At 46.3% G+C, this 24866-nt stretch carries 21 protein-coding genes and 1 pseudogene; 8 read left to right on the top strand and 14 right to left on the bottom strand.

Translation table 11 applies throughout. The features are described 5' to 3' along the window. Positions 1-140: 140 nt before the first annotated feature. The 7 genes and pseudogenes from DLM76_RS11450 to DLM76_RS11415 form a co-directional block, all read right to left on the bottom strand. Positions 141-848, bottom strand: a complete 708-nt coding sequence (locus DLM76_RS11450; protein WP_118955230.1) for a pirin family protein — start codon at positions 846-848, stop codon at positions 141-143. A gap of 88 nt (positions 849-936) precedes the next feature. Beyond that, positions 937-1710 (bottom strand): DNA alkylation repair protein, encoded by a 774-nt coding sequence (locus DLM76_RS11445; RefSeq protein WP_118965290.1) that lies wholly within the window; start codon positions 1708-1710, stop codon positions 937-939. Beyond that, a pseudogene (locus DLM76_RS11440) lies at positions 1696-2067 on the bottom strand (iron chaperone); the annotation flags it as partial. The gene DLM76_RS11445 and the pseudogene DLM76_RS11440, both read right to left, overlap by 15 nt. 315 nt (positions 2068-2382) lie before the next feature. Beyond that, a complete protein-coding gene (locus DLM76_RS11430) occupies positions 2383-3528 on the bottom strand; it encodes a DUF445 family protein (RefSeq protein WP_429946414.1) in 1146 nt (381 codons plus the stop codon). Next, positions 3525-5879: a hypothetical protein gene (locus DLM76_RS11425; protein ID WP_118965244.1), complete on the bottom strand. Its 2355-nt coding sequence runs from the start codon at positions 5877-5879 to the stop codon at positions 3525-3527. Before DLM76_RS11425 ends, DLM76_RS11430 begins: the two co-directional genes overlap by 4 nt. A gap of 92 nt (positions 5880-5971) precedes the next feature. Further along, on the bottom strand, positions 5972-6106 hold the full coding sequence (locus DLM76_RS22040; protein WP_118955234.1) for a hypothetical protein: 135 nt from the start codon (positions 6104-6106) through the stop codon (positions 5972-5974). 123 nt (positions 6107-6229) lie between these two features. Beyond that, complete coding sequence (locus tag DLM76_RS11415; RefSeq protein WP_118955235.1) at positions 6230-8329, bottom strand: PP2C family protein-serine/threonine phosphatase; 2100 nt, start codon at positions 8327-8329, stop codon at positions 6230-6232. A gap of 341 nt (positions 8330-8670) precedes the next feature. Between DLM76_RS11415 and DLM76_RS11410 the strand changes: the two genes are divergently transcribed. The 6 genes from DLM76_RS11410 to DLM76_RS11385 all read left to right on the top strand — a co-directional run bounded on the left by DLM76_RS11410 (position 8671) and on the right by DLM76_RS11385 (position 15495). Next, positions 8671-10500: an alginate export family protein gene (locus DLM76_RS11410; RefSeq protein ID WP_118965243.1), complete on the top strand. Its 1830-nt coding sequence runs from the start codon at positions 8671-8673 to the stop codon at positions 10498-10500. Between the two features lie 28 nt (positions 10501-10528). After that, positions 10529-11533 carry a sulfate ABC transporter substrate-binding protein gene (locus DLM76_RS11405; RefSeq protein WP_118955237.1) on the top strand — a complete coding sequence of 335 codons (1005 nt, stop codon included), beginning with the start codon at positions 10529-10531 and terminating at the stop codon, positions 11531-11533. 163 nt (positions 11534-11696) lie between these two features. Then, the gene (locus DLM76_RS11400; RefSeq protein ID WP_118965242.1) at positions 11697-12707 is read left to right on the top strand and encodes a sulfate ABC transporter substrate-binding protein; all 1011 of its coding nucleotides are present in this window, start codon (positions 11697-11699) and stop codon (positions 12705-12707) included. 42 nt (positions 12708-12749) lie between these two features. Continuing rightward, the gene (gene cysT, locus DLM76_RS11395) at positions 12750-13586 is read left to right on the top strand and encodes a sulfate ABC transporter permease subunit CysT (protein ID WP_118955239.1); all 837 of its coding nucleotides are present in this window, start codon (positions 12750-12752) and stop codon (positions 13584-13586) included. After that, positions 13583-14422, top strand: coding sequence for a sulfate ABC transporter permease subunit CysW (gene cysW / locus DLM76_RS11390; RefSeq protein WP_118965241.1), 840 nt, complete (start codon positions 13583-13585; stop codon positions 14420-14422). The genes cysT and cysW overlap by 4 nt, the downstream gene beginning before the upstream one ends. A 2-nt stretch (positions 14423-14424) precedes the next feature. Next, positions 14425-15495 carry a sulfate/molybdate ABC transporter ATP-binding protein gene (locus tag DLM76_RS11385; RefSeq protein WP_118955241.1) on the top strand — a complete coding sequence of 357 codons (1071 nt, stop codon included), beginning with the start codon at positions 14425-14427 and terminating at the stop codon, positions 15493-15495. A 90-nt stretch (positions 15496-15585) separates the two neighbouring features. Here DLM76_RS11385 and DLM76_RS11380 read toward each other — a convergent pair whose 3' ends face one another. Genes DLM76_RS11380 through modB form a run of 3 tightly spaced genes read right to left on the bottom strand, consistent with a single transcriptional unit; the run spans position 15586 to position 17798 of the window. Next, entirely contained in the window at positions 15586-16281 is a 696-nt protein-coding gene (locus DLM76_RS11380; RefSeq protein WP_118965240.1) for an ATP-binding cassette domain-containing protein, read from the bottom strand. Beyond that, positions 16281-17033: a molybdate ABC transporter substrate-binding protein gene (gene modA / locus DLM76_RS11375; RefSeq protein WP_118965239.1), complete on the bottom strand. Its 753-nt coding sequence runs from the start codon at positions 17031-17033 to the stop codon at positions 16281-16283. The genes DLM76_RS11380 and modA overlap by 1 nt, the downstream gene beginning before the upstream one ends. Before the next feature lie 24 nt (positions 17034-17057). Then, positions 17058-17798, bottom strand: a complete 741-nt coding sequence (gene modB / locus DLM76_RS11370; RefSeq protein WP_241548225.1) for a molybdate ABC transporter permease subunit — start codon at positions 17796-17798, stop codon at positions 17058-17060. 167 nt (positions 17799-17965) lie between these two features. Here modB and pdxH point away from each other — a divergent pair, with 167 nt between their 5' ends. Together pdxH and DLM76_RS11355 are read left to right on the top strand one after the other, a co-directional pair. Continuing rightward, a complete protein-coding gene (pdxH, locus tag DLM76_RS11365) occupies positions 17966-18610 on the top strand; it encodes a pyridoxamine 5'-phosphate oxidase (protein WP_118965238.1) in 645 nt (214 codons plus the stop codon). A 987-nt stretch (positions 18611-19597) separates the two neighbouring features. After that, positions 19598-20518 (top strand): DUF4349 domain-containing protein, encoded by a 921-nt coding sequence (locus DLM76_RS11355; RefSeq protein WP_241548224.1) that lies wholly within the window; start codon positions 19598-19600, stop codon positions 20516-20518. A gap of 246 nt (positions 20519-20764) precedes the next feature. Here DLM76_RS11355 and DLM76_RS11350 read toward each other — a convergent pair whose 3' ends face one another. The 4 genes from DLM76_RS11350 to secF all read right to left on the bottom strand — a co-directional run bounded on the left by DLM76_RS11350 (position 20765) and on the right by secF (position 24864). Further along, positions 20765-21970: a bifunctional 3,4-dihydroxy-2-butanone-4-phosphate synthase/GTP cyclohydrolase II gene (locus tag DLM76_RS11350; RefSeq protein WP_118955246.1), complete on the bottom strand. Its 1206-nt coding sequence runs from the start codon at positions 21968-21970 to the stop codon at positions 20765-20767. Positions 21971-22091: 121 nt separating this feature from the next. Next, entirely contained in the window at positions 22092-22697 is a 606-nt protein-coding gene (locus DLM76_RS11345) for a riboflavin synthase (protein WP_118955247.1), read from the bottom strand. Beyond that, entirely contained in the window at positions 22682-23926 is a 1245-nt protein-coding gene (locus DLM76_RS11340; protein ID WP_118965236.1) for a bifunctional diaminohydroxyphosphoribosylaminopyrimidine deaminase/5-amino-6-(5-phosphoribosylamino)uracil reductase RibD, read from the bottom strand. Before DLM76_RS11340 ends, DLM76_RS11345 begins: the two co-directional genes overlap by 16 nt. Continuing rightward, a complete protein-coding gene (gene secF, locus DLM76_RS11335) occupies positions 23926-24864 on the bottom strand; it encodes a protein translocase subunit SecF (RefSeq protein WP_118955249.1) in 939 nt (312 codons plus the stop codon). Before secF ends, DLM76_RS11340 begins: the two co-directional genes overlap by 1 nt. Positions 24865-24866: the final 2 nt, after the last annotated feature.

Below are 24866 nucleotides of genomic sequence, written 5' to 3'. Positions count from 1 at the left end.
TTAAGTCCGGGCCGGGCTCTCCGCTCCTGTCAAGTTATTGCCCAAATCCCCGGTCGGAATGCTGCGCAGACCGAGTCGAAAGACGCAATAACTTGACAACGCATCGATCCCTCGCGGGAAATCCTCGCGTTTTACGGGAATCAAAGAGGGGTATCGATCGCAAGCAGTTCCGATTCTTCCGAAAACTTGACGTTGAGTTTCGAAGAAGCGGGAATTCCGAATCCGTCCCGAGCCGAAAGTTTTTTACCCTCGATTTCGACCGAACCGGAAATCAAAAAGAAATACACTCCCCCATTTTCGTTTTTTGGAATATAATTGATTTCTAAATCCTTATTTCCATGAGCCAGGGAAAACGTAACGTTCTGATTGATCCAAACCGCCCCGTTGTTCTTATCCGGCGAAACAACTTCCTGGAACTTACCGCGGCGATCCTCCACGTTGAACTTCTTCTGTTCGTAGCGAGGTTTAATTCCGATTTGATCCGGTAAAATCCAGATTTGTAAAAAATTGACCGGATCCGTCGCGGAGGCGTTGAACTCCGAATGAACGATCCCCGTTCCCGCGGACATGATCTGCACTTCTCCGGATTGAATCACCGAATGATTTCCTTCACTGTCCTGATGTTCCAGACTTCCTGAAAGCGGGATAGAAACGATCTCCATGTTTTCGTGAGGATGCGGTGGAAAACCCTTTCCGCCTATAACGATGTCGTCGTTTAAGACTCTCAGTTTTCCGAAATGTACACGACTCGGATCGTAATACGAGCTGAAGCTGAACGTGTGTCTGCTTTTCAGCCAACCGAAATCCGCCTTTCCTCTTGTTTCCTGTGCGTGATAGACCGTTTCCATAAATCTCCTTGTAGGTTATTACTTTTTAGACTCGAAAACCGGTTTTCCGGTAGGAATTCGGAAGCTTATTTTCGATTTTTCGAATATTTCAATTCTTCCTAGAACGGAGATAGAATTCCTTTTCCTTCGCATCCAATCGTTCGATCGCCGCCCGCAGCGTAATTCGAGGAAGCGTTGCAGAATGTCGCTTTAAAAAATCGAGCAAACGCGGCTTATCCTTTTTTCCAGCTTCGCGGACCCAACTTCCTACCGCTTTCTGAACCGTTTCATCCCGATCGTCCTTCAGAATTTCCGCGATCCGAAACGTCTCGTTCGGGTCTTTGTTCATGATAAAATACGAGGTGCTCACGATCGCAGTTCTTCGTTCCATAGGATTTTTAGAACGAGCCAACTTATACAAAGGTTCTCTGGATTTGTCGAAAAGAAAACGGCCGATCACCTGGCCGGCGGAACGATCCACGAGATCCCAATTGTTGATGTGTTTGTGATTTTTTATGTATAAGTCGAAGAGGCGTTTTTTGAATTTTTCATCGCTCTTCTTGTCTCTCGCCAGAAAATCCAGAATGCTCACGGCACCCATTCGAATTTCATAATATGGATTTTTTATCAAAACCGCGATTTCCTCCAACGGCATGTTCTTATATTTTTTCGCGGTTTCGAATATTTTTCCCATCCGTACACCAAGACAAAGATTGGCTTTGCTTCCATTGTGGAGAAATCTGGAATTCTTTTCTAAATCGGCTTTTGTTTTGAGCGCGGTCAATTCTTTGACAAATTGATTTGCGGTAGGTTCTGCCGATTTCTCCTTCCGAGCCGAAGGTCGGACCGAATCACTTTTCGGCTTTTGTTTCTTCTTATGCAATTCCGAATCTTCTTTGACCCGATACTTTACGATCTTTGCAATCAGCTTCAAGGGCAAAGGTTGATCCAATGGAAACTGAATCGCGCCCTTGGATGTTTTGTAAGCGGTCAGTTCCGGTTGAAACACTTTGACCCCGATCGAACCGGGATAGAAACCGATATGATTCTTATACGCGGCAAAGTAGACCAAGTTTCGATACAAGGCGAACGTGGGCATTTGATAGGCGATCTTTTCCGTAGCATTCGGAGCCGCTTTGGAGATCGTTGTCCGCATCGTTTTTAAGAGGGATTGGATTTCCTTCGGGAATAAGGCGATATATTCATCTATATTCGAATAACGTAATTTTCCGGATTGCATCCTCACCCCTTTTGCGACGTGTCTCTGTCCGTCTTTGTTAAACGAAACGACTTCGATTTACGAAAAAGTTCCGTCCGTTTCGGATTTTCATTCTTAACACAAAGGATCGAATTCTGCAATCGAATTCGGGTTGATAAAATACTTTTACAATTGCAAGGGAGAGGTATTCATGCGAATCGGAATCCTCATTTTCGGCTCCGCACTCCGGTCAAAGCGGCCGTAAACTTCACGCAGGAACATAAATCGGAAATTGCAGAGAAGATTGATTCGGTAAGCCTTAGAAATTTCCCCGAAAGCCGATCGATGGGCGACTCTTCAAAAAAAGAACCGCAAAACTCCCGTTAGACTTCCCAGAAAAAAACCGAGAATGCTTCCGTTAATCCGAATCGTTTCCAAAACGTTTCGAGTCTTCCATTCCAAATTCTTTCGGAGATCTTTCGGATCGAGACTTTGCAGACGGGTCGTAATCTGTCTTCCGATATAACCGGAAACGCCTTCGTCCACCCTCTTTTCGACGAATTCAAGCACAGATCGTAAAGGAGCGTATTCTTGGAGGGTTTCGATTTCGCCGATTTCCTTCAGATGAGACTGAATCAAAGTTCCTAAAAGACGACTCGCCTGAACTTTTAAGAATCCCATCAAGGATCGAACCGCTTTTTCCCTTTGATCCAGTGGAAGTTCGTTCCAGGAAGAAATATACGTTTCCGTGGAAGCCGCCATCAGATTGACCAGCTTCTCGATCGTCTTTTCGTCCTTGGATTCGATCACCAATCCCTGTTTTACGTGATTCCCGTATTCCTTCAGTTTTTTCGGAAAGTCGACCACGAGGTTCAAAACCACCTGGGCAACTAAATTCATTTTTCCTAATATTTCTTGAAGAAGGGATTTGAACTCTTCCGTATCGGCGACTTTGATCATGGATTCCCCGATCAGAAGTTTGATCGTGTCCATAATTTCTTTTTGTCTGTTTAATTCTTTTAATAATGCGACATCGGTTCCCGAAAACTGATAGTGAACCACGTATTGAACGATGTCTTCCTCGACTTTGGAGAAAAGCTGGTTCAAAACCTCGTGCGTTTTTTCCTCGTTCCCGAAGGTTTCGAGTAAAACCCCGTGAACGTCGTCGCGGGTGGCGGGATCTTCCAAAACCATTCTGATTCGAGAACGGATCACTTCGTGATGCAGAAGATCGCCCGCAACCCAGTTTCCGATTTCGGACGCGAGTCTGGGACTGTCCTCTTCGATGGCCTTATAGGTTTTCCAAACCGCAAACCAATCGCAAAGTCCGCCGATCAAACCTCCTTCCAAAGCGGAAAGAACGATCTTGGAGATCGGAGTTTCCGGATTTCCGAAAAACAAAATCGAGAGAATCGCCGCCGAAAAACCGATCAGCAAAGAATTCGAAAATAGTTGCCTTTTTCGAAACGGAGTTTTCGGAGAATCGGAAGCGAAGAACATCAATTCGATAGTTTCCTGCGCGTCAAAAACGTGGCTCCGAAAAATAAAAGCGGAAGCAAAAGTTGAATGAACGTGATCAAATACGATCGAATATCATAAAATACGAATCTATTTTCCTTTGCCTTGGAACAAAAATAAAACTGACCTTCCAGAGTGCGGTAGACAGTTTCTTCCGAGTCGGATTTCCAAAGCGGAAAAAAACCGGAACGAATCAAGATCGGCGAACACGCGTTCGCTTCTCCCGTTTCGGAAAGTTTCCAGCGAATCGTCGAATCGTCCCAAGAAAGAGGATGAATCTCGGACGAGACATCGGAAACTTCTACTTTCTTTTCCTTTTTCGGGTTCGGTTTCTTTTTTGTATCTTTCTCAGCGTCCTCTTCGATTCTTTTTTGAAAGTAAGAATTCAGCTCCTCGATTTCATAACCCGCCGAAAACGAATTCGGATCCGATTGAAATTTCTGTTTGGATAAGGGTATTAAGGAAACTTGATATTGAAACGCGGAGTTCAGGATCGACTCCGACAAAACTACCGCATTCAATCCGTGTTCTTCTTCGGGAGAATTCTCCGGCGTAAAAACGGCGATCGGTTTTGCGGGAAGCAATTGCAAAAACGGTTTGGAAACATTCAATTTCCAGAATGTCCATTCTCCCCTTTTTTCCAAGGGCGTAAACGCGACCGGATTCGAGGAGGCGATCTCGTTCAAAGCGGTCGATCGAAGCAGAACATGAGACACGCCCCTTTCCGCAAGAAGATTCGTAAACAAACGGGACAACTTCTCACGCTCGCCGATCGGCTGCGCGCTCCCGTTTTTGTTTTCGTTGTTAAGCGAAGTTTTGGCTCCTTGCGACGGAAACAATCGTATGATTTCCTCCGCGGAGGATGGAAGAGAACTTTCAAATCGATTCTGAAGAGTAAGATTTCGACGCAGCGCTTTTCGGACTAACACGCTCGCCCAACGGGATTCGTGCGATCCGTTCCCGCCCGCAATCTCTTCCGACGCAATGAGGGCTCCGTACGAAGTATTTTCGAACGTGCGTATCCATTCTTCCCTTTGTTCCCAAAGACCGGAATGTTCTTTCGAAAGGCCTTCGATTCCGGTCGCAGGTCCGGGAATCGAAACGATAAACCGAATCATTCCCAATAGGAATAAGGCAAGACCGGCCCATAACTTCCATTTTCCGGGTGGAAGATTTTTCAAAAAGAATCGAGCTGTTACGAGCGCGGAAAACGTTAGAAACACGAGCGATACGTTGAGCGCCGTATACCATCGAACGTGCAGCCAAGGAAGAATCAAGGACAAAGAAGAATCGGTCGCCATCCAGTAGAACAAAAGAGTTCCGAAAATCAGAAATCTCGAAATCGGAGGCAATAATTTTCTGATAAACAGAAGACGGATTCCGATCACGAAAAGAATCGGAAACAATAGATGAATCCAATACTGATCGATAAAGATTTGTTTGAACACGTCCAGGAATCTTTCCGGTCTCGAAACGCTACCGGAGAATTCTTCGCCTATCAACGATAAGAGACCGTTGATCGGAAAGGAAATCGGAGGATTCTGCTGAAACGGAACATATGCGAAGTAATTCCAAAGAATCGGCGACGCGCACAAAAACGGCAAAAGAAAGATCAAAAGAATTTCGAGAAGTTCGAACTCGTCTTTGTAGAACAGGAAGTAAATTCCTAGCGAAACGACGTAAAACAGGGAAGTTTCGTAGTGCGTGTAAAAGACGATCGTACCGGTGATGAGATGTTTGAAGAACGAGGAAACCTTTCCCGTGTAGCGAAATTTTTCTAAATAATAAATTCCTAATAGGGCAAATCCGAGCCCCAATGCGGAAGAAATCGAATTTTGAAATACGCCAACGATACCCGCGCCGACCGTCCGATCGCCCGGATATAAAAAGTAAAACATAAGCCCAGTCATCGTAAGCAAAGCGTTGCCCGGACTGAGATTGGTTTCGGTGAGAAACAGGAATCCGAGTTTTAAGAACGCGTATGAAAATAAAAAGAGCGTGATCAGAATTCCTAAATTAAACGAAACGCTAAACGGAAGGAAGAACAACAGAAAGGTGTGAAGAAACGAAACCAAAAAGAAAAAGAACGGAGATTGAAAGTAGAAGGTGGGACTTCCCCCTTGCAAGGAACGATCGTATCCGGATGATAGAAAATTCTTAAATAGAACCTGATAGTCCTGTGCGATGAGATATTGATTCTGAAGGGAAACGGATTCGGGAATTCGATCCGAAAATAAAAATCGAAATTGAATGGATAGAAATAAGAAGACTAGGAAAAATACGAGAGGCTTTCGCGCGGCGTGAGGAATTTTCCATTTCCCCGGGATGATTTGCATGGGATGATTCTTACGAAACCCGATTTCCTGACAAGCAAAACGGGCATTTCGATCCCTCTTTCAAATTCCGTTCCCGAAAACGTTTTTCGGATTTACTCTTCCTTTGCGTTTTCCTGAACGTATTTCTTAAATTCCGCTTCCGACATTTTATCGGAGTATAGCGGATAAAGAGCCGCAATCAATTCTTCCAAGGTCGGAAACTTTGCTCCATCTAATTTGTAAGCCATATCAGACTCCTTGCGACTTTTAGAATCGAGCGATCGAACGATTCGAAATACTAAGAACGAATCGCAACCCGCTTCCTTGCCATCTTTTTCGATAGGCCTTTTCTATAAATCGAAAAACCGTTCTTAACTTAAAATCGATCTTTCGATTCCGAGCAAAGTGATATCGTCTTTTTTAAACTCGGGTAAACTCAAAGCATTAGCCGAGCCCAACAATTCTTTACATACGCTTTCGATCGATTGGTTGCATCTTTGCTCGAGCCATCGGTGCATCGAAAAATTCTCGTATTCTCCTTCCGAAAAGATGAATCGATCGGGTAATCCATCCGTAAAGAGATACAATCGAAATTCTTTCGGAAGAATCTCGGATAATTCTTCGTATTTAAATCCGGGAATCATCCCGGCATAGGGTCCGATCAAATCGAGAGAAACCGTTTTTTCGTTCGCACTTAAAATGCAGGAAGGATTTCCCGCGCTTGCAATGAGAATCCGATCGTTTTCGAAATCCAAATCCGCGATCATACCGGAAAAGAAAGGACTGACATCTCCGATTCTCGCGCTGAATCGTCCGGAAAGTTTCGTAAGAAATTCCCCGGGAGAAAGTTTCGGATCGAAGATGGAATTGTATTCGCTCTGAATCACCATCGTCATCAGAGAAGCTTGAACCCCGTGGCCGATCGCGTCCGCAAGAAAGATACGCAGTTTTTTTTCGGCGATCGGACGCACGATATAAAAGTCCCCTCCCACTTTTGCGATCGGTTGATAGAAAGAATACAGACGAATACCCGCGTTTTTTAATACGACATCGTCCGGAACTTCCAAAAAGTCCGTTTGGATTTTGACCGCCATATCCAAATCCTCTTCTATCGTTCGTAAGGCCGCTCGCAGTCTCTGCGTTCTCTCTTCGACTTTTCGCTCCAGATTTCTGGAAAGATCCAAAAGTCTTTGCATGTTTTTAGAATTCCGAACCGAAAGGGAAACGGATTGCGCCGCAAGAAATACGAACGTTCCGATCGAGGAATAATATCCGGTTTCCAAAAAGTAACTTACGTAAAGAAGATCGTTGATCATCGCAAGATAGATGAATACGAACCCGGTCAACAGAATGAGAGAACCTTCCCTCTTTTTACGGACCGCTTTGACGAGCGTATACAATCCCAGACTTCCCGCGATAAAGGCGTTCAGATAATACATCGGAATCGTATGCGTGAAGATCCGCATCGGAAAAAACAAAACCATCGAAGAAGCGACGAGAGAGATCCACCAAAGCACGTCCACGAAGACCCGCTTCAAATCGCGCGGATATAAGGAAAGAATGTAGTTCAAAAAGACGGGAACCGAAAGATAAAAAGTCAAATATTCAATTCGGATCATATTCTCGTAATTGATCGCGTCCGTATATTCCAGAATCAAACGGTTTCCGGGAAACAGACTTCTCGAACCCATGATCAAACAAAATAATCCGAAATACAAAGAAGGCGTCTCCTTTCTTCGTACGATATAAAAGGAAAGATGAAGAAAGGCCATGATCAAAAGACCTCCCACCAAAAAGGAATCCAATCGGAGTGATCGGTTCCATTCGCTGCGAAGCGTTTCCGCGTCCCCGATTACGATCGGAGACCAAAATCCTCCGAGCCGTAAATCTTCATTCGCGATTTGTAATGCGATTTGCAACTCGGCGCCGGAAGGTTGAAATTCGATGAACAACGGACGAATTCCTTCCTCCACCGCTTCCAAACTTCCGTCTTGATTGCGGAGAATGTTTCCGGAATTCAAAACGTGCTTTCCGTCGAGATAGAGTTCATACGACGAACTCTGATCGGGAAGAATCATTCCCAGTTTAAAAGGTTTCGCCGGAAGTTTTACGTCGAGAAGATACGTTCCGAAACCTTTTCCTTTTCTGGATTCCCCGTTCCAAGCAGAAGGAACATATAAGATCTCTCCGGATTTCGAAAGCGCTTCCTCCTCCTTTCCCTGCGGAGAATACTTCCAAGTTCCCCAATAAAACATCCATTCCCCCCGGAGAATCAGTTTCCCTTTTTCGCGGAAGTCCCAAGAGGACGCGTCTAAAATTCCGGATTTTGCGATCGGAGGTTCTTCGTTTTTGCAGGCGACAAGAAGCGCGCATAACGCGGCAACGATCCCAATAAATCGAAACGATGAAAACGGTCTTTGCGTGAAGCGAATCACTCTCGCACTAAAAGATCCGGTTTTGATCGCAAACATAGAGGGAGAATCGTTTCTCAAATTCGTATACTGTTCAAATTCTTTTTGTATTTTTTAGAAGGAATCGATGGTAGTTTCTTCCTCTTTCAACTGTTTTCGCGTTCGTCTTCGATTTATAAAAAGAATTCGTTCTTTGAATTTCGCACATTTGTAGGAGGAATTCTGCCCACGCAACCCATCCACCCTCTCGATAATCCTCTTTTTTCCCAGAATATTTGACAAAATAGCAAAAGAATTATCCTTGATTTTGAAAATATATCCAATATAACGGATTTACTGTTGACTATAACGAGAAAACCGTCTCTTTTGGTAAAAAATTTCTAAAAAGGAGGATTTAGGTGATGCAAACGATTACTCGAATAACAGCAGGAGTTATTTTTATCTGTACTTTCAGCTTTGGCTTACTCTCTCAAGAACCCAAAAAGGAAAAATCGAGAACCGACTCCGCACCGGTCTTAAATCTGGATCCGCCTTCGGATGTGAAATACGAAGAACAACCGAACGATGGAAAAGGGATTCCCGAAATTCAACAGGAACTCGCAAAGGAAGAACCTTATAAAAGTCCGTACAAAGGAAAACTCCCCGGCGAATTTATGAAATCCATGCTCCTTTCTCCGGAACACCAGGACGCGGTGAGAAAGGTGGATCGACTTTGGTTGGGCGATATTTTCCGCGTGGGCTTTCAGATTCGTCCTCGTTTCGACTACAGCCACAACGCCGATTTTGATAAGCGAACTCAGGACGACAGAAACTTTGCGACGCAGAACTCTCAGGTCTCGTTTATCATCGATCCGAACCAGTATGTCGCCGCCAAGGTGACGCTCCAAGACGTTCGAGTTTGGGGTGGCGAGCAATCCCGCAAGGACGGGCAGCTCGGTTATCTCGGTCTTTCCAACTCGGCGGGTGTGGAACTCAGTTCGGCGCCGACTGCTACGAACTCCGTAAGCGTTAAAAACAACACGGACCTCAGAGAAGGTTTTATTCAATTAAAGAATTTCGCGGACGGTTTTGAAGTCTTTCTCGGGAGACAAATCTTCGGATTCGGCGACAACCGATACGTGGGTGGACGAAACGACGGTCAAACCGGAAACTCGTTCGACGGTGCGAGAGTGAAATACAACTCCAAGCATTTCAACTCGGAGGCGTTCACTTCCATCATAGCGGAAGATTCCAACGCCGGCAGCGGAAACAATACCGCAAACGGCGTCAAACGAGGAACCGTTAACGATACCTATCTTTCCGGTTTATACAACACGATCAAGTTCGAAGACTTCCTCGTGGATCTTTACTACTTCAACATCGATAAGAAATGGGAACAAGGTCCCGCTCCGACTACGAGTTTGGATAGAACCAGACAAAGGGACGACTTAAACACGGTGGGATTTCGTTTAACAAACAGAACGGAAAACAACCGTCTGCCGAAAACCAAAGCTTGGGACTGGACTCTGGAAGCGTCTTGGCAATACGGATTCAACGGTCAAAGAGTCAACGCAGGTTGGGACACTCTCAAACAAACAGTCGATGGAAATCCTAAATCACAAAGAATTTATACGGAAAACGTGGAATACGACGCGAAGTATTTCATCGCTCAGACCGGTTATACTTTCTTTGATCGTTTTCGTGTAGGTCTTCAATACTCGATCGGTTCCGGCGACCCGAATCGTACGGACAACAAGGTTGCGACCTATGACGCTTCGTTCGCTACAAGATCGGGAGGATTCCCTTACTTCGACTCCGGAAACGGGATCGTAAACGCGACGTTCTGGTCGAACACGAGAACCAAATCCATCCACTTGATGTATAACTCTCCGAATTACGGAAGATTCATCTTCGTGGCTTACGATATTCAAAAGGCTTCCGAAAACGACGCATGGTATTCCTCCGGTGGAACGGCTAACACGGGTTTAACGACCGAAAACTCGACCGGATCGGCGTTCGGCGGTTACAAACTCGGAGAACGCGGCGGGAAACGTCTGTTCTACGAATTCGATCTGATCTACCAATTCTATCTCAAGGACTACGTATCCATTTGGACCGGCGGTTCTTATCTGTTGGCGGGAGATTCCGTCAGAAACGCGAGAGTGAATCCTTGGGCTCCGAACGTAAACGATCGATACACGTTGGACAACAAGTCCTACAGCTTCTTCCTGTTCGTTCAGTTCGCGATGTAATTCAAATTTAGAAGTTAGGAAAACCAGTATGAAAACAAAAATTTTTAAAACGACCGTGATCGCGTTTCTCGCGATGACTACGAATCTAGGGCTCTTTGCAAAAGACGTAAATCTTCTGAACGTATCTTACGATCCGACCAGAGAATTATACGCGGAATACAACAAACTCTTCGCGAACTATTGGAAATCGAAAACGGGCGACGAAGTGAGAGTCAATCAATCCCACGGCGGCAGCGGCAAACAAGCAAGATCCGTGATCGACGGATTGGAAGCGGACATCGTGACGCTCGCCCTATCCTACGATATCGACATCATCGCTTCCAAAGGTTTGATCGCGAGAGACTGGTTGAAAAGTCTTCCGAACAACAGTACTCCTTACACTTCCACGATCGTCTTCGTTGTAAGAAAAGGAAATCCTAAGAACATCAAGGATTGGGACGATCTTGTCCGCAATAAGGTAAGCGTAATCACTCCGAATCCGAAAACGAGCGGAGGAGCGCGTTGGAATTATCTCGCCGCTTGGGCTTTTGCACAGAAGAAGTTCAACAACGACGCGAATAAGGTGCAGGACTTTATCAAAACCTTATATAAGAACGTTCCCGTTCTCGACTCGGGCGCGAGAGGTTCCAGCAACACGTTCGCGCAAAACGGAATCGGAGACGTTCTTCTCGCATGGGAAAACGAATCCTTTTTGATCCTCGAAGAATTCGGAAAGGATAAATACGAAGTGGTAATTCCTTCCTTGAGCATTCTCGCGGAACCTCCGGTCGCGATCGTGGAAAAGAACGCGGAAAAACACGGAACGTTGGAAACCGCAAAAGCGTATCTTAAATCCCTCTATTCCGAGGCGGCTCAGGAGATCATCGCAAAACACGGTTATCGTCCGAGAAACCCGGCCGTATTGAAAAAATACGAATCCAAGTTTCCGAAATTGGAACTCATCACCATAGACGGACATTTCGGAGGATGGCATAAGGCGCAAAAGGATCATTTTGCCGACGGAGCCTCCTTCGACCAACTCTACGTAAAATAACGCATCCAATTCCGATCCAGCCTGCATTAGAAATCCGAATACCAGGCTGGATTCGCTACAAAATTCTTTACTTTCAAACAATATCTTAAAATATTGGATCAAATTATCTAATAAATTAGATTTTTGTTCACTTTGTTGTAGAACACCCGCAGGAAGGCCCGGGATGAAAACCATCACTTCAAGAATTCAACTCACATCGATCGCACTGTTATTCTTTGCATTTTCCCTCTATTCGGAAACGAAACTCTTAAACGTGTCGTACGATCCGACCCGCGAACTTTACGCGCAAATCAACAAACTCTTTTCAGTCCAATGGAAAAAGCAAACCGGAGAAGATCTTACCATCAATCAATCCCACGGTGGAAGCGGCAAACAAGCGAGAGCCGTGATCGACGGGTTGGAAGCCGACGTCGTAACCCTTGCCCTCGCGCACGACATCGAAGCGATCGCGGAAAAAGGAAAACTTCTTTCCACAGATTGGGAGAATCTTCTCCCGCATCAAAGTTCTCCTTATACTTCCACGATCGTGTTTTTGGTGCGAAAGGGAAATCCGAAGAACATCAAGGACTGGGACGATCTCGCAAAGCCCGGAATCGGAGTGATTACTCCGAATCCGAAAACGGGAGGCGGCGCGCGTTGGAATTATCTCGCCGCTTGGGGTTTTGCGAAAGCGAAATACGGCTCCGAGGAAAAAGCGAAGGAGTTCGTTAAAAATCTATATAAGAACGTTCTTGTATTGGATTCGGGCGCGAGAGGTTCCTTGACGACCTTCGTTCAAAGAGGAATCGGAGACGTACTGATTTCTTGGGAAAACGAAGCTCATCTCGCCATTCAGGAAACCGCCAAAAACTCGAACGGTTCGGTCGAAATCGTTTTTCCTTCGGTGAGCATTTTGGCCGAGCCTTCGGTCGCGGTCGTAACGAAAAACGCCGAAAAACACAAAACGCTCAAAGTCGCGGAAAGTTATCTCAAATATCTTTATACACCGGAAGCGCAGGAAGTGATCGCCAAGAATTACTACCGCCCTACCGATGCGAAAGTCGCATCCAAATATAAAAGTCTATTCAAAAATTTGAAACTGTTTACCATTCGGGACGTGGCGGGATCTTGGAAGAACGCGCAGGAAAAACATTTCGCGGATGGAGCGATCTTCGATCAGATCACTTCCAAGTAAGACGTTTACGGAAGAATCTACAAAGGACTAAAGAGAAGAACATTGGCCAGCTTGAACTTCAGAACCAAACCCTACGGCAAAACGGCCTTCGGAATCACGTTAGGCGTTACGGTCACCTATCTGAGTTTGATCGTAATCATTCCGTTAGGCGCCCTCTTTCTGAAAAGTTCGGGGATCGGCTGGGAAGGTTTTTGGAAACTTCTCACAAACGAAAGAATTTTGGCGGCGCTCTACTTGAGTTTCGGAGCGGGAGCGGTCGCGGCCATCATAAATCTCTTGATCGGATTTTTGTTCGCTTGGGTTTTGGTTCGTTACGATTTTCCGGGTAAATCGCTTTTGGATTCTCTTGTCGATCTTCCGTTTACGTTACCTACGGCCGTAGCAGGGATCGCGCTTACTACGATCTACACGCAGAACGGAATCATCGGAAAACTGTTCATCCCCTTCGACATCAGAATCGCCTACACTCCGATCGGAATCGTAATCGCTCTCGTATTCATCGGATTTCCGTTCGTTGTAAGAACGGTTCAACCCGTATTGGAAGAATTCCCCAAAGAACTCGAAGAATCCGCGTATTGTCTCGGAGCCAACCGCTGGCAGATTTTCAGAAGAGTGATATTCCCCGAACTCGTTCCGCCTTTGATCACCGGCGCGGCCATGGCGTTTGCGAGAGGAATCGGAGAATACGGTTCGGTCGTTTTCATATCGGGAAACCTTCCGGGTAAAACGGAGATTCTCCCTTTATTGATCGTAACCAAACTCGAACAGTATCAATACGAAGAAGCCACCGGAATCGCGTTCATCATGCTCGTAATCTCCTTTAGTATATTATTAGGTATTAATATAATTCAAACGGTTTCCGCAAGGAGAAAGGGATGAGACAGGAATCCTTACTCGTTCGCAGCATTCTGATCGGAACGGTTTTTTTATTAACCGGATTGATTCTACTTCTTCCCATCTACACCGTGTTTCACGAAGCCTTTTCGAAAGGATGGGCGGCGTATTTGGAAGGAATCCAGGAGCCCGATACGGTCTCCGCGCTCAAACTCACGCTTCTGGTCGTATCCATTGCGGTTCCTTTGAACACGATTTTCGGAATCATATCCGCGATCTCGATCACCCGTTTTGAATTTCCCGGGAAGAGCTGGCTTTTGACGATCATAGACTCGCCGTTTTCGGTTTCACCCGTGATCTCCGGTTTGATCTTTATTCTTTTGTTCGGAAGACAAGGTTGGTTCGGGCCCTGGCTCGAAGAAGCGGACATCAAGATCGTATTCAATACGCCGGGACTCGTGATCGCGACGATCTTCATCACGCTTCCTTTCGTCGCGAGGGAACTCATACCCTTACTCGAATCGACCGGAATCGAAGAGGAAGAAGCGGGACTTCTTCTCGGCGCGTCCCCGCTCAAAGTATTCTTTAAGATCGTGGCTCCCGGAATCAAATACGGATTGTTATACGGAATCATTCTTTGCAACGCAAGAGCCATGGGAGAATTCGGCGCCGTTTCCGTTCTTTCGGGTCATATCCGCGGACAAACGAACACCCTTCCGTTGCAGATCGAGGTCTTATACAACGAATACAACTCCGTAGCCGCGTTTTCGGCCGCGTCCTTACTCGTATTTTTATCCTTAATCACATTGGTCGCAAAACAGATCCTGGAAAGAAAGATCAAGATCGGTAAAAAAGAAGATTCGCTTCAAGAGGAGGCATAGTCATGGCAATCGAAGTTAAGAATATTATAAAACGCTTTGGTAATTTTACCGCGATCGACAATCTTTCTTTGGAGGTTCCCTCCGGAGAATTGGTCGCTCTTCTCGGTCCTTCCGGCTCGGGAAAGACGACTCTGCTCCGTATCATCGCGGGACTCGAAGACGCGGACGAAGGTCAGGTCATCTTCGAAGGACTGGAAGTCGGTAAAAAAAACGCGAAGGACCGCGGAGTCGGTTTCGTATTTCAACACTACGCTCTTTTCAGACACATGACGATTTTTGAAAATGTCGCATTCGGACTCGAAGTTCGAAAACGTTCCGAAAGACCGAACAAGGAAGCGATCCGCGAGAAAGTGATGAGCCTATTAAAACTCGTCCAACTCGAGAATTTTCACGGCCGTTATCCTTCCGAACTTTCGGGCGGACAAAGACAAAGGATCGCACTCGCAAGAGCGCTCGCGATCGAGCCCCGTTTTTTACTGTTAGACGAACCCTTCGGAGCCTTGGACGCGAAAGTCAGAAAGGAACTTCGCAATTGGCTCAGACGTCTTCACGACGAAATTCATATCACGAGCGTATTCGTAACGCACGATCAGGAGGAAGCTCTCGAAGTTTCGGACAAGGTCGTGATCCTGAAAGCCGGTAAGATCGAGCAAGTCGGAACGCCGGATGAAGTCTACAATCATCCTAAGAATTCCTTCGTGTTTCACTTTTTGGGAGACGTGAATCTCTTTCACGGAAGGGTGCAAGGCGGACAAACGCATCTAGGAGAAATCAAGGTCGATACCCCCGAACATTCCGAAATTGAAAACGCGTCCGCAGTCGGTTACGTTCGTCCGTACGACGTTGAAATTCTCAGAGCGCCGATCGAAGGTCAAACGATCCCGGCGGAGATTCAGTACATCCACTCGACCGGAAGGACGGTTAAGATCGATCTGAAACGTTTGGATACGGGAACGATTTTGGAATCACAACTCAACTCTTCCGAGTTTCAAGCGCTGAATCTGCTTCCCGGTGAGACTGTCCATATTCGGTTTAAAAAAGTCAAAGTCTACGTGGAAGATTATACGATCTGACCAAAGCGTAGTTCGTAAAGGAAGACGCTGATTTTTTTTATTTGTTAGAACAAAGATAGGCTTCTTTTTCGAACTGACGAATTGCTCGTTTCATTTCCGCTTCGGTTCTTTTTTCTGTTTCAACGGAAACGTAACCCCGTTTTCGATCGAAAGAGAATCCGCTCCGAAATAGGAATAATCCTCCGGATCGTGCGATACGACTACTACGGGAACTTGAAACAATCGTTGGATTTTTTTGAGTTCTTCCTTCATCTTTTCCTTGAGTTCCAGATTCAAAGCGGCAAAGGGTTCATCGAGCAGGAGCAATCCCGGTTTTCCGATCAACGCCCGCGCAAGTGCCACTCTTTGTTTTTGCCCTCCGGAAAGATATCTCGGATAACTGTCGGCGATGTTTTGTATTTCAAAAATTTCTAATATATCATCCACTAGAATCCGATCCGATTCCGATAAACGGAACGAAAAAAGATTCTTTAAGGGAAATTCCAAGTTCTTACGGACCGTAAGATGCGGAAAGAGAGAATAATTCTGAGGCAGATAACCGATCTTTCTTTCTTGGCTGGGAAGATCGATCCGCTTTTCCGAATCGAAAAACAACGTTTCTCCGAGAAGAATTTTTCCCCGATCGGGTTTGATCAAACCCGCAAGAACCTTAAGCGTAAGCGTTTTACCCGCACCCGAAGGACCGTAAATAAACAAGAAATCCTGGATAAATCTGAAATCCAAGTCCAAAAAAAAGGATCTTTTTCGATCGCTTAAGGTTTTTTGAATATTAACGGTTAGGGACACTAAGGTTTTCCGAATCGATATTGCTGAAAGATTTTCTTGGCTTCTTTCGACGTTAAAAATTCGACGAATCGTTTCGCATCGTTCCCATTGGAACTTTTCGCCACGACGATCGCAGGATAAAGAATCGGCTTTGTTTTGAGATTCGCAACCGTGACCTTTATTTTATCCCGAAACAGAGCCGCATCGGTTTTATAAACGAAACCGGCGTCCACTTCTCCCCTGGAAACATAATCCAAAACCTGTCTTACGTTTTCACCGGGAATCCATTTCTTCTCAAGCGCCGCGTCCCATCCTTCTCGTTCCAAAACTTCCTTTGCGTATTTTCCCGCCGGAACGGTCGCCGGATTTCCGAACGAAATTTTCCGAACGGTCTCGCTTTTAAGATCGCTCACTTTTTTTAGATTCAACTTAGAATCGATCGGCACGATCAGCACGAGAGAATTGCTCACGAAATTCTTTCTCGTAGCGGGATCGAATAGGTTCTTAGCCAGCCCCTTATCGACATTCTCCTGATCCGCTGACGCGAATACGTCCACGGGGGCGCCGTTTTCGATCTGCTGGAGCAAAACGCCGGAAGCGGCAAAATTGAAGGAAACCTTAACTCGTTCTTTCTTTTCGAATTCCTTTCCGATTTCGGCAAAAGCCTGCGTCAAACTCGAGGCGGCGGAAACCAAAAGTATCTTCTCTTCGCCGAATACGGGCGAAAGCTGCAGCAGAAAGAAGAGAAGCGCGGGAAACTTGATCTTTGTCATATCATTCTTTCCTTATATTCTAAATTACCAATGTGATTTTCGAAAGATCCGCGTCGATACCGTCAAAATCAGGACGGATAAAATCGAAGTCAGAATCACCAGATAAAACGCGACTTGGTCGTTTCCCGATTGAACCGCGTCGTAAATCGCAAGCGAAAGAGTCTGCGTACGTTTGGGAATGTTTCCCGCGATCATCAACGTGGCACCGAATTCTCCCATTCCGCGCGCATAAGCGAGCATCGCGCCCGCGAGAATTCCTCTCCAAGTTAAAGGAAGAATCACTTCCCAAAAGATGGCGAAGTTCCCCTTCCCCAATGTTTTTGCGGTGTCCTCGTAATCCGGGTCCAGATCTTCCAAAGATGCGAGCGCGGATCGATAAACGAGAGGAAACGATACGAGGATCGAAGCGATCACCGCTCCCGACCAATGGAACAATACGCTGAATCCGAACGATTCCAAAAGAAAGGAACCGATCACCCCGTTTCTTCCGAATAACACCAAAAGATAATATCCCAACACGGTCGGAGGTAAAACAAGAGGAAGGGTCAAGAGGGCATTCAAAAATTCCTTACCGAAAAATCGGAATTTCGAAAGAAGATAAGCGGCCGCCACTCCGAGGACCGTAGCAATCAAAGTGGAAAACAAACTCACGCTTAAAGTCAGAACGATCGGGTATCGAATCGTTTCCCAGTCCAGCTCGGTCATGCACGGATAATACTTCGGTAAACTCTTCGAGGTCAACCAAAGAAGAATCGATTCTTTCAAGGAAACAAATTCTTTTCAGAAAACCGAACCTTCTTCGCTTCACGGTGAAAACGCTTTTCATTCTCCCTTGTAGTCCTTTACGGACAGCCTGCTTCGGAAAAAACGAATCGATGAACTTCAAATTTTTCTTTTCATGTTACGGGCTGCGTGTTTTCTAAAAGGATATTATGAATTCTAAAATCGCGGAAATCAGATCGAGTTATACTTTATCCTCTTTGGACATCGAAGACGCGGGAGAAGATCCCGTTTCATTTTTTCAAAAATGGTTTCAAGAAGCCGTTTTATCGGAAGTAGCGGAAGTCAACGCTATGACGCTCGCAACCGCTTCGAAGGACGGAAGACCGGACGCAAGAACGGTGTTGCTCAAAGGAATCACGAACGATTCGTTCGTCTTTTACACGAACTACGAAAGCAGAAAGGGAAAAGAATTGGATGAGAATCCGCGCGCGTGTCTCGTCTTTTTCTGGTCCGAACTCGAACGCCAAGTCCGTATCGAAGGTTCCGTCAGCAAGGTTTCAAGGGAAGAATCGGAAGAATACTTTCATTCCAGACCGAGAGAATCCCAAATCGGCGCGGTGACTTCTCCGCAAAGCGAAGAGATTCCGGATCGTAAATTCTTAGAGGACCGTTATCAAAAACTTTCCTCTCAATACGAAGGAAAAGAAATCGATCTACCCGGAAACTGGGGAGGTTATGCCGTCCATCCGGAAAGGATCGAATTCTGGCAAGGCCGTTCCAGCCGTTTGCACGATCGGATCGTTTTCGAAAAGAAGTCCGATTCTTCTTGGAGAAAGTTCAGAATCGCACCCTAATTCGCGATCCATAGAGAGCGAATTAGCCAATCGGTAGCGGAGCGTAAAGCCGATGGCTCCCAATGAAATTGGGAAATCTTCGCGATCCATAGAGAGCGAATTAGCCAATCGGTAGCGGAGCGTAAAGCCGATGGCTCCCAATGAAATTGGGAAATCTTCGCGATCCATAGAGAGCGAATTAGCCAATCGGTAGCGGAGCGTAAAGCCGATGGCTCCCAATGAAATTGGGAAATCTTCGCGATCCATAGAGAGCGAATTAGCCAATCGGTAGCGGAGCGTAAAGCCGATGGCTCCCAATGAAATTGGGAAATCTTCGCGATCCATAGAGAGCGAATTAGCCAATCGGTAGCGGAGCGTAAAGCCGATGGCTCCCAATGAAATTGGGAAATCTTCGCGATCCATAGAGAGCGAATTAGCCAATCGGCAGCGGAGCGTAAAGCTGATGGCTCCCAATGAAATTGGGAAATCTTCGCGATCCATAGAGAGCGAATTAGCAATCGGCAGCGGAGCGTAAAGCTGATGGCTCCCAATGAAATTGGGAAATCTTCGCGATCCATAGAGAGCGAATTAGCAATCGGCAGCGGAGCGTAAAGCTGATGGCTCCCAATGAAATTGGGAAATCTTCGCGATCCATAGAGAGCGAATTAGCAATCGGCAGCGGAGCGTAAAGCTGATGGCTCCCAATGAAATTGGGAAATCTTCGCGATCCATAGAGAGCGAATTAGCAATCGGCAGCGGAGCGTAAAGCTGATGGCTCCCAATGAAATTGGGAAATCTTCGCGATCCATAGAGAGCGAATTAGCAATCGGCAGCGGAGCGTAAAGCTGATGGCTCCCAATGAAATTGGGAAATCTTCGCGATCCCGGGAAAAGAACAGCTTCATCTTTGTCGTTCATGCCTTTCCTTGAATCATTCGGAACGTTTTCGAGGAAAAAACGGGTCGACCCAGGTGTTGAATTCAATAAGTTTTCGATCGGGAGATTCGCCTTGAAACAGACAGTTCGATTCATTCTCATAATATCGTTGTTATTCGCTTTCGCGTGCGGAAAAAAAAGCGAAGAATCCAAAGACAGTTCCTCCGCTCCGAGCGAAGTGATGAGCCGATCCGTCGGTTCCGCGGATATGAAAAAATCCGCTCCAATGCCCGAAGCGGAAAAGAAAGAAGCGGCCGATATGGACGATTCTCAGAGTTTTTTCGCTTCGGATAAAGCGGAGAATCAGCTTGGTAAAGTTTTCGCGCCGGTCGCTTCCGCCGGTAACGAAAGGCTTCTCGAATACAACATTCAACTCGCGTATCAATGTTCCGATCTGATTCAAACGAGAAAGCAACTTTTGGATTTTATCGCGAAATACGGTTACTTGGAAAGCAGCTCCGCTACGAATTCCGCTTCTCCATTTATGAGCGCAAGAGTTCACGTTCGTTCGGCGAAACTCTACGAAGCTTTATTAGAACTCGATAAATTAGGAACGCTTCTTTCGGAGGATATCTCAACGATCGATCACACGGAAGGTATGGTCTGGCAAAAACGAAAGATGACCCGTGAAAAGATCCGTCTCGGGAGAAGAAACAACGCGAATAGTCAGATCGGCGCAGGTTCCAAGAACTGGGAAGCGATCGAAGAATCCATCGCAAGCAGCGAAGACGAACTCGATCTCGCGGAACACGAAACGTGGAAGATCAAAGACCGCGTAACGTGGGCTACGATCGCAGTGAGCTACAGCCTTCCCACCGCTCCCGATAAGATCGAAGTTCCCGCATATAAGAACGCTTTTGTCGGTCTCTTGAACGCGTTCCTGCAGCTTACGTATTATTTGATTTGGTGGTTGCCGTTCTTGATCATCGGCGGGGTTGCCGTATATTACGCAGGCGTCGTCTATCAAGCGATTCGAAAGAGGCTCGGAAAGTAAGAAGAGAGGCGCCCGTGTTTTTCAGAGTCTTGTCGGAGTTCCGACAAGACTCTGAGCGTTGAAATTTTGTTGATCACATGCTATTTTTATGATAGAGGGACATTGGCCCGAACACTCCCGCCTCCTCCTAGGCTCAGCGCCTCGCTTCTATGGTCGCTCGTCATCTCCGCCCAATTAAAGGGTGGGGCGCCGTTTTTTACGGAAAGATCGTAGAAACTACAACAAGACCCTTCAATACGATTTAGTTCAGCCGAGTCCCAATATGTGACCGAGCTTCAACTTCTTGGTCATCAAATAACCGTGATTGTCCGAACCCGGTTGGATTTCGATCGGAACTCGTTCTACGACTTCCAGACCGTAACCGTCCAACCCGACGATCTTGCGCGGATTGTTGGTGAGAATCTTCATCTTACCGATGCCTATATCTCTGAGGATCTGAGCGCCGATCCCGTAGTCGCGGAGATCGGGAGCGAATCCGAGTTTCTCGTTCGCTTCGACCGTATCATATCCTTTATCTTGAATATTATAAGCTTTTAATTTATTGATTAGGCCGATTCCTCTTCCTTCCTGCCTCATATAAAGAAGAACTCCCTTTCCTTCTTTGGAGATCATGTCCAGAGCGGAATGAAGCTGAGGACCGCAATCGCAGCGGTTACTCGAAAAAATATCTCCCGTAAGACATTCACTGTGAACGCGAACCATAACGGTTTCGTCCTTTTTGATATCTCCTTTGATCAAAGCGACGTGAATTTTGTCGTCGATCATCGTGGAATATGCGCGGATCGTAAAATCGCCGTATTCGGTGGGAAGTTTGGATTCCACTTCGAGACGGATCAGATTCTCCTTCGCTCTTCTGTAGCGAATCAGATCTTCGATCGTATAAATATTGAGTCCGTGTTTTTGAGCGAACGTTTCCAGATCCGGAAGACGAGCCATCGTCCCGTCGTCGTTCATGATTTCGCAGATCACACCGGCAGAATATAAACCGGCGAGTTTGGACAAATCCACTGCGGCTTCCGTATGTCCTGCCCTTCTCAAAACTCCGCCCGGAACCGCCTGCAAAGGAAACAAATGTCCGGGACGCATTAAATCTCCCGACACCGTTTTTTCGTCCAGAAGCGCCTGCACGGTGATCGCTCTGTCTTGAGCGGAAATCCCCGTCGATGTTCCGTGTTTCGCGTCGACGGAAACCGTAAACGCGGTTCCGTGTTTGTCGCCCAAAGAATAATCGTCCACCATTCGATTGAGACCGAGTTTTTTCAGACGCTCTGCTTCCATCGGCATACAAATCAACCCGCGGCCGAACGTAGCCATAAAGTTGATTTTTTCCTTGTCCGCAAATTCGGCCGCAACCACGAGATCTCCCTCGTTTTCACGGTCTTCCGAATCCACAAGAATGATCATTCTTCCGGATTTGATTTCTTCGATTGCATTCTCAATGGGCTGGATCATAGTTCTGCTCTGTTCTTACCATCTCTTCTATTGGACTATAATTTGGCTACAGAAACTTAAATCTTTGGAACCAAATCCAGGTTTCGAGGCTGTTTCCAAATGAATTAGTTGGAAATCTTAACTATTCCTTAGACTTCAAAAGCTGTTCCAAGTAACGGGCCACGAGATCGATTTCTAAGTTGAGAATCGTGTCGGAACCCCAGGACTTCGCGTTTGTTTTTTTGAGAGTTTCCGGAATCAAAACCAGATCGAATTCTCCCGTGCGAGAATCTACGACAGTCAGAGAAATTCCGTCCACCGTGATGCTTCCCCGAGGCGCGATGTATCGGGAAAGGGAAGAATCGTTTCTTACCGTATAACAGACAACGGAGCCGCCTTCCCTTTCTTCTTTGGAAAGAATTTTCCCGGTTCCATCAACGTGTCCGCTGACCAAGTGGCCTCCGAGTCGAGTTGTAGGAAGAGCGCTTCGTTCGAGGTTCACTTCTTCCCCTACTTTGAGAAGACCGAAGTTGGTGAGTTCGAGAGTTTTAAAGCTCGAGTAAAATCGAAAACGGTTTCCGTTGTTCGTGAACTCCGTCACCGTTTGACAACATCCGTTGACCGATATCGAATCTCCGAGTTTGATGTCGGGTTGAACCCAAGTCGTTTCCACGAGAAATCCTCGTCCGTCCTGCGTGTCGGAGATCTCTAAAATTTTTCCGGTCGTTTCCACTAAACCCGTAAACATCGGTGCGCCTCCCAGCTGTCTTCTCCCACTTCCGTTTTCCAAACGAGAGTTTCCGCGTTCGTTTGCAGCGAAGGCAGAATTCCGTTTTGAATCGATCGAGAAGTTTGAATTTTTAGAATGAGATCGTTTTCCTGCATCTTTGCGGAGAAGGTTTCATAAAGCAGATTGCCGCCTTCCACAAGAAGTAAATTGACTCCGATCGAAGATAAAATCGAAAAACAATCCTCCGCGAGACGATTCGTCGAAACCGTAAAGATTTCGTGATCGGTCAATGAGAACAATGCGCGTTTCGTTTCTTCGGTAAGAATCGCTCCTTCCTTTAACAGAAAGATACATTTCTTAGACTCGTTCCGTTCGTTGATGTTTTTCTGTTTTTCGATCCACTCGGTCGATATATTCTTTTCTTCGAATATAAAAAACACTCGATACGGTTGATACGAAGTTCTCGCGTCCGAGTGAACGTTCCAAACGTCTGCATTCGTTCCGTATCGGAGAATGTTTTTGAGTAAGTTCGCAAATCCGTTTGCTCGTTCCGCTGCAAAATCCGAAAATTCTTCCGTCGCGGCAGGAGCCGGTAAAACCCGAAAATCCAAACCCGGTTTATCATAAAACAAGGTTCCCGGACCGACCAAGACGGCATCGCATTTTGCCCGCAAAAGAGATGTTAGGTGGAGGGAAAGTTTTCCGGATAAAAAAATCTGCGACTTATCGGACGCCGCAAAATATCCTTCTTTCGACACGGCGGTTTTTAAAATCAGAGAAGGTCTTTCGTATTTGATCCGGGAATTGAATCCGAACAGACTTTCGGAGGCGATCTCTGCGAGGTCCTCGTCCTGCACGACGGAAATTCCCGCTTGCGCCGCCTTCTTCAATCCGTCCGTTTCCCGCACAAGAGGGTTTACGTCCTTCCAGCCGTAATACAAGGTCTTCGGTTTGTGTTCTAAAATCAGATCGAGACAAGGAGGGGTTTTTCCGTGATGCGTGCAGGGTTCGAGCGTGACCCACACGTTATGCGCCGTTCCCACCAAGCCGTTCTTTACGAATTCGGAATATGCGTTTCGTTCCGCGTGAGGGCCGCCGGTCGGCGAGGTTCTACCTTTCGCTAGGATTTTTTTATTTTCGATGTCGGTGATGATACAAGAAACGGGCGGGTTCGGAGAACTTTCGCCCGTGGATAAGAAGGAGAGCTTACGCATTTCCTCCCGAATGTTTTCCGGGAGGAAGGTCATCAGCCTCTTGCCTTTCGTATTACGTGATCGTAAATGTCTACGAGAGGGGCGGCGATAAAGATGGAGGAATACGTTCCGATGATGATCCCGAACGTTAAAACGTATGCGAAGTCGAAGAGTTCGGTCGCGCCTCCGATGATGATCGCAATGATGGAAATCAAAGTCGCAAAAGACGTGTTAAACGTTCTTCCGAGAGTTTGGTTGATCGCGGAGTTGATCGTTTGTCCGAAGGTTTCGTTCAGATTTCCTGCCGCATTCTCGCGAATTCTATCGAAAACTACGATCGTATCGTTGATCGAATATCCGAGAAGAGTCAACAAAGCTGCGATGATCGGAACGCTCGGTTTGATTTGAAAGAAGCCGATAAACGCCACGGTCAAAACCAAGTCGTGCGTCAAGGCGACAATCGCACCCAATGCGAACTTGAATTGAAAACGAAAACTGATATAAGCGAGAATGATCGCCATAGTAAGTCCGAGAAGCGTGGTTCCCGTGGAGGAAAGTTCCCCCCCTACTACCGCACCGACTTGGTTCGCACTGAGAACCTTGCTTTTGTCAATTCCGAAATCCGCCATGATGATCGCGATCAACGCGTCGATTCCGGAAACTTCCACCTTATCTTCCGGTTTCAGAGAATTCTTCTGTTTGTATTTTTGAAGAATCGCGTCCACGGAACCGAGGCCGATATCGATCTGATAGTGATTCTTGTCCTTATCGAGCAAAAGAAGAACGGCTTCGATGTTGTTTTCCGCGAAGTAGGTTTCGAGCTTTTTGCGGTCCGTATTCTTATCAAATTCGATTACGGTTCTAAGTCCTCCGTTGAAGTCGAGGGAATTCGCAAAACCGCCGTGAACCACAAACGTATACGTAAAACCGAATACGATTAACGCGAGAGAAGCGCTGATGGAAACGTATTTGTATTTTATAAAATCAAACATTC

Source organism: Leptospira yasudae (genome assembly GCF_003545925.1).
Taxonomy (GTDB): Bacteria; Spirochaetota; Leptospiria; order Leptospirales; family Leptospiraceae; genus Leptospira; species Leptospira yasudae.
Note: the sequence above shows the minus strand (reverse complement) of the source record. Positions and strands in the feature narration are given on the sequence as shown.

What these genes read in the sequence shown, in the direction of transcription:
- DLM76_RS11405 (WP_118955237.1), top strand. Translation starts at nt 10,529, where the DNA reads ATGAAAACAAAAATTTTTAAAACGACCGTGATCGCGTTTCTCGCGATG.
- DLM76_RS11450 (WP_118955230.1), bottom strand. Translation starts at nt 848, where the DNA reads ATGGAAACGGTCTATCACGCACAGGAAACAAGAGGAAAGGCGGATTTC.
- DLM76_RS11410 (WP_118965243.1), top strand. Translation starts at nt 8,671, where the DNA reads ATGCAAACGATTACTCGAATAACAGCAGGAGTTATTTTTATCTGTACT.
- pdxH (WP_118965238.1), top strand. Translation starts at nt 17,966, where the DNA reads ATGAATTCTAAAATCGCGGAAATCAGATCGAGTTATACTTTATCCTCT.
- cysW (WP_118965241.1), top strand. Translation starts at nt 13,583, where the DNA reads ATGAGACAGGAATCCTTACTCGTTCGCAGCATTCTGATCGGAACGGTT.
- DLM76_RS11350 (WP_118955246.1), bottom strand. Translation starts at nt 21,970, where the DNA reads ATGATCCAGCCCATTGAGAATGCAATCGAAGAAATCAAATCCGGAAGA.
- DLM76_RS11400 (WP_118965242.1), top strand. Translation starts at nt 11,697, where the DNA reads ATGAAAACCATCACTTCAAGAATTCAACTCACATCGATCGCACTGTTA.
- DLM76_RS11345 (WP_118955247.1), bottom strand. Translation starts at nt 22,697, where the DNA reads ATGTTTACGGGTTTAGTGGAAACGACCGGAAAAATTTTAGAGATCTCC.
- DLM76_RS11415 (WP_118955235.1), bottom strand. Translation starts at nt 8,329, where the DNA reads ATGTTTGCGATCAAAACCGGATCTTTTAGTGCGAGAGTGATTCGCTTC.
- DLM76_RS11425 (WP_118965244.1), bottom strand. Translation starts at nt 5,879, where the DNA reads ATGCAAATCATCCCGGGGAAATGGAAAATTCCTCACGCCGCGCGAAAG.
- DLM76_RS22040 (WP_118955234.1), bottom strand. Translation starts at nt 6,106, where the DNA reads ATGGCTTACAAATTAGATGGAGCAAAGTTTCCGACCTTGGAAGAATTG.
- modA (WP_118965239.1), bottom strand. Translation starts at nt 17,033, where the DNA reads ATGACAAAGATCAAGTTTCCCGCGCTTCTCTTCTTTCTGCTGCAGCTT.
- DLM76_RS11340 (WP_118965236.1), bottom strand. Translation starts at nt 23,926, where the DNA reads ATGACCTTCCTCCCGGAAAACATTCGGGAGGAAATGCGTAAGCTCTCC.
- DLM76_RS11385 (WP_118955241.1), top strand. Translation starts at nt 14,425, where the DNA reads ATGGCAATCGAAGTTAAGAATATTATAAAACGCTTTGGTAATTTTACC.
- secF (WP_118955249.1), bottom strand. Translation starts at nt 24,864, where the DNA reads ATGTTTGATTTTATAAAATACAAATACGTTTCCATCAGCGCTTCTCTC.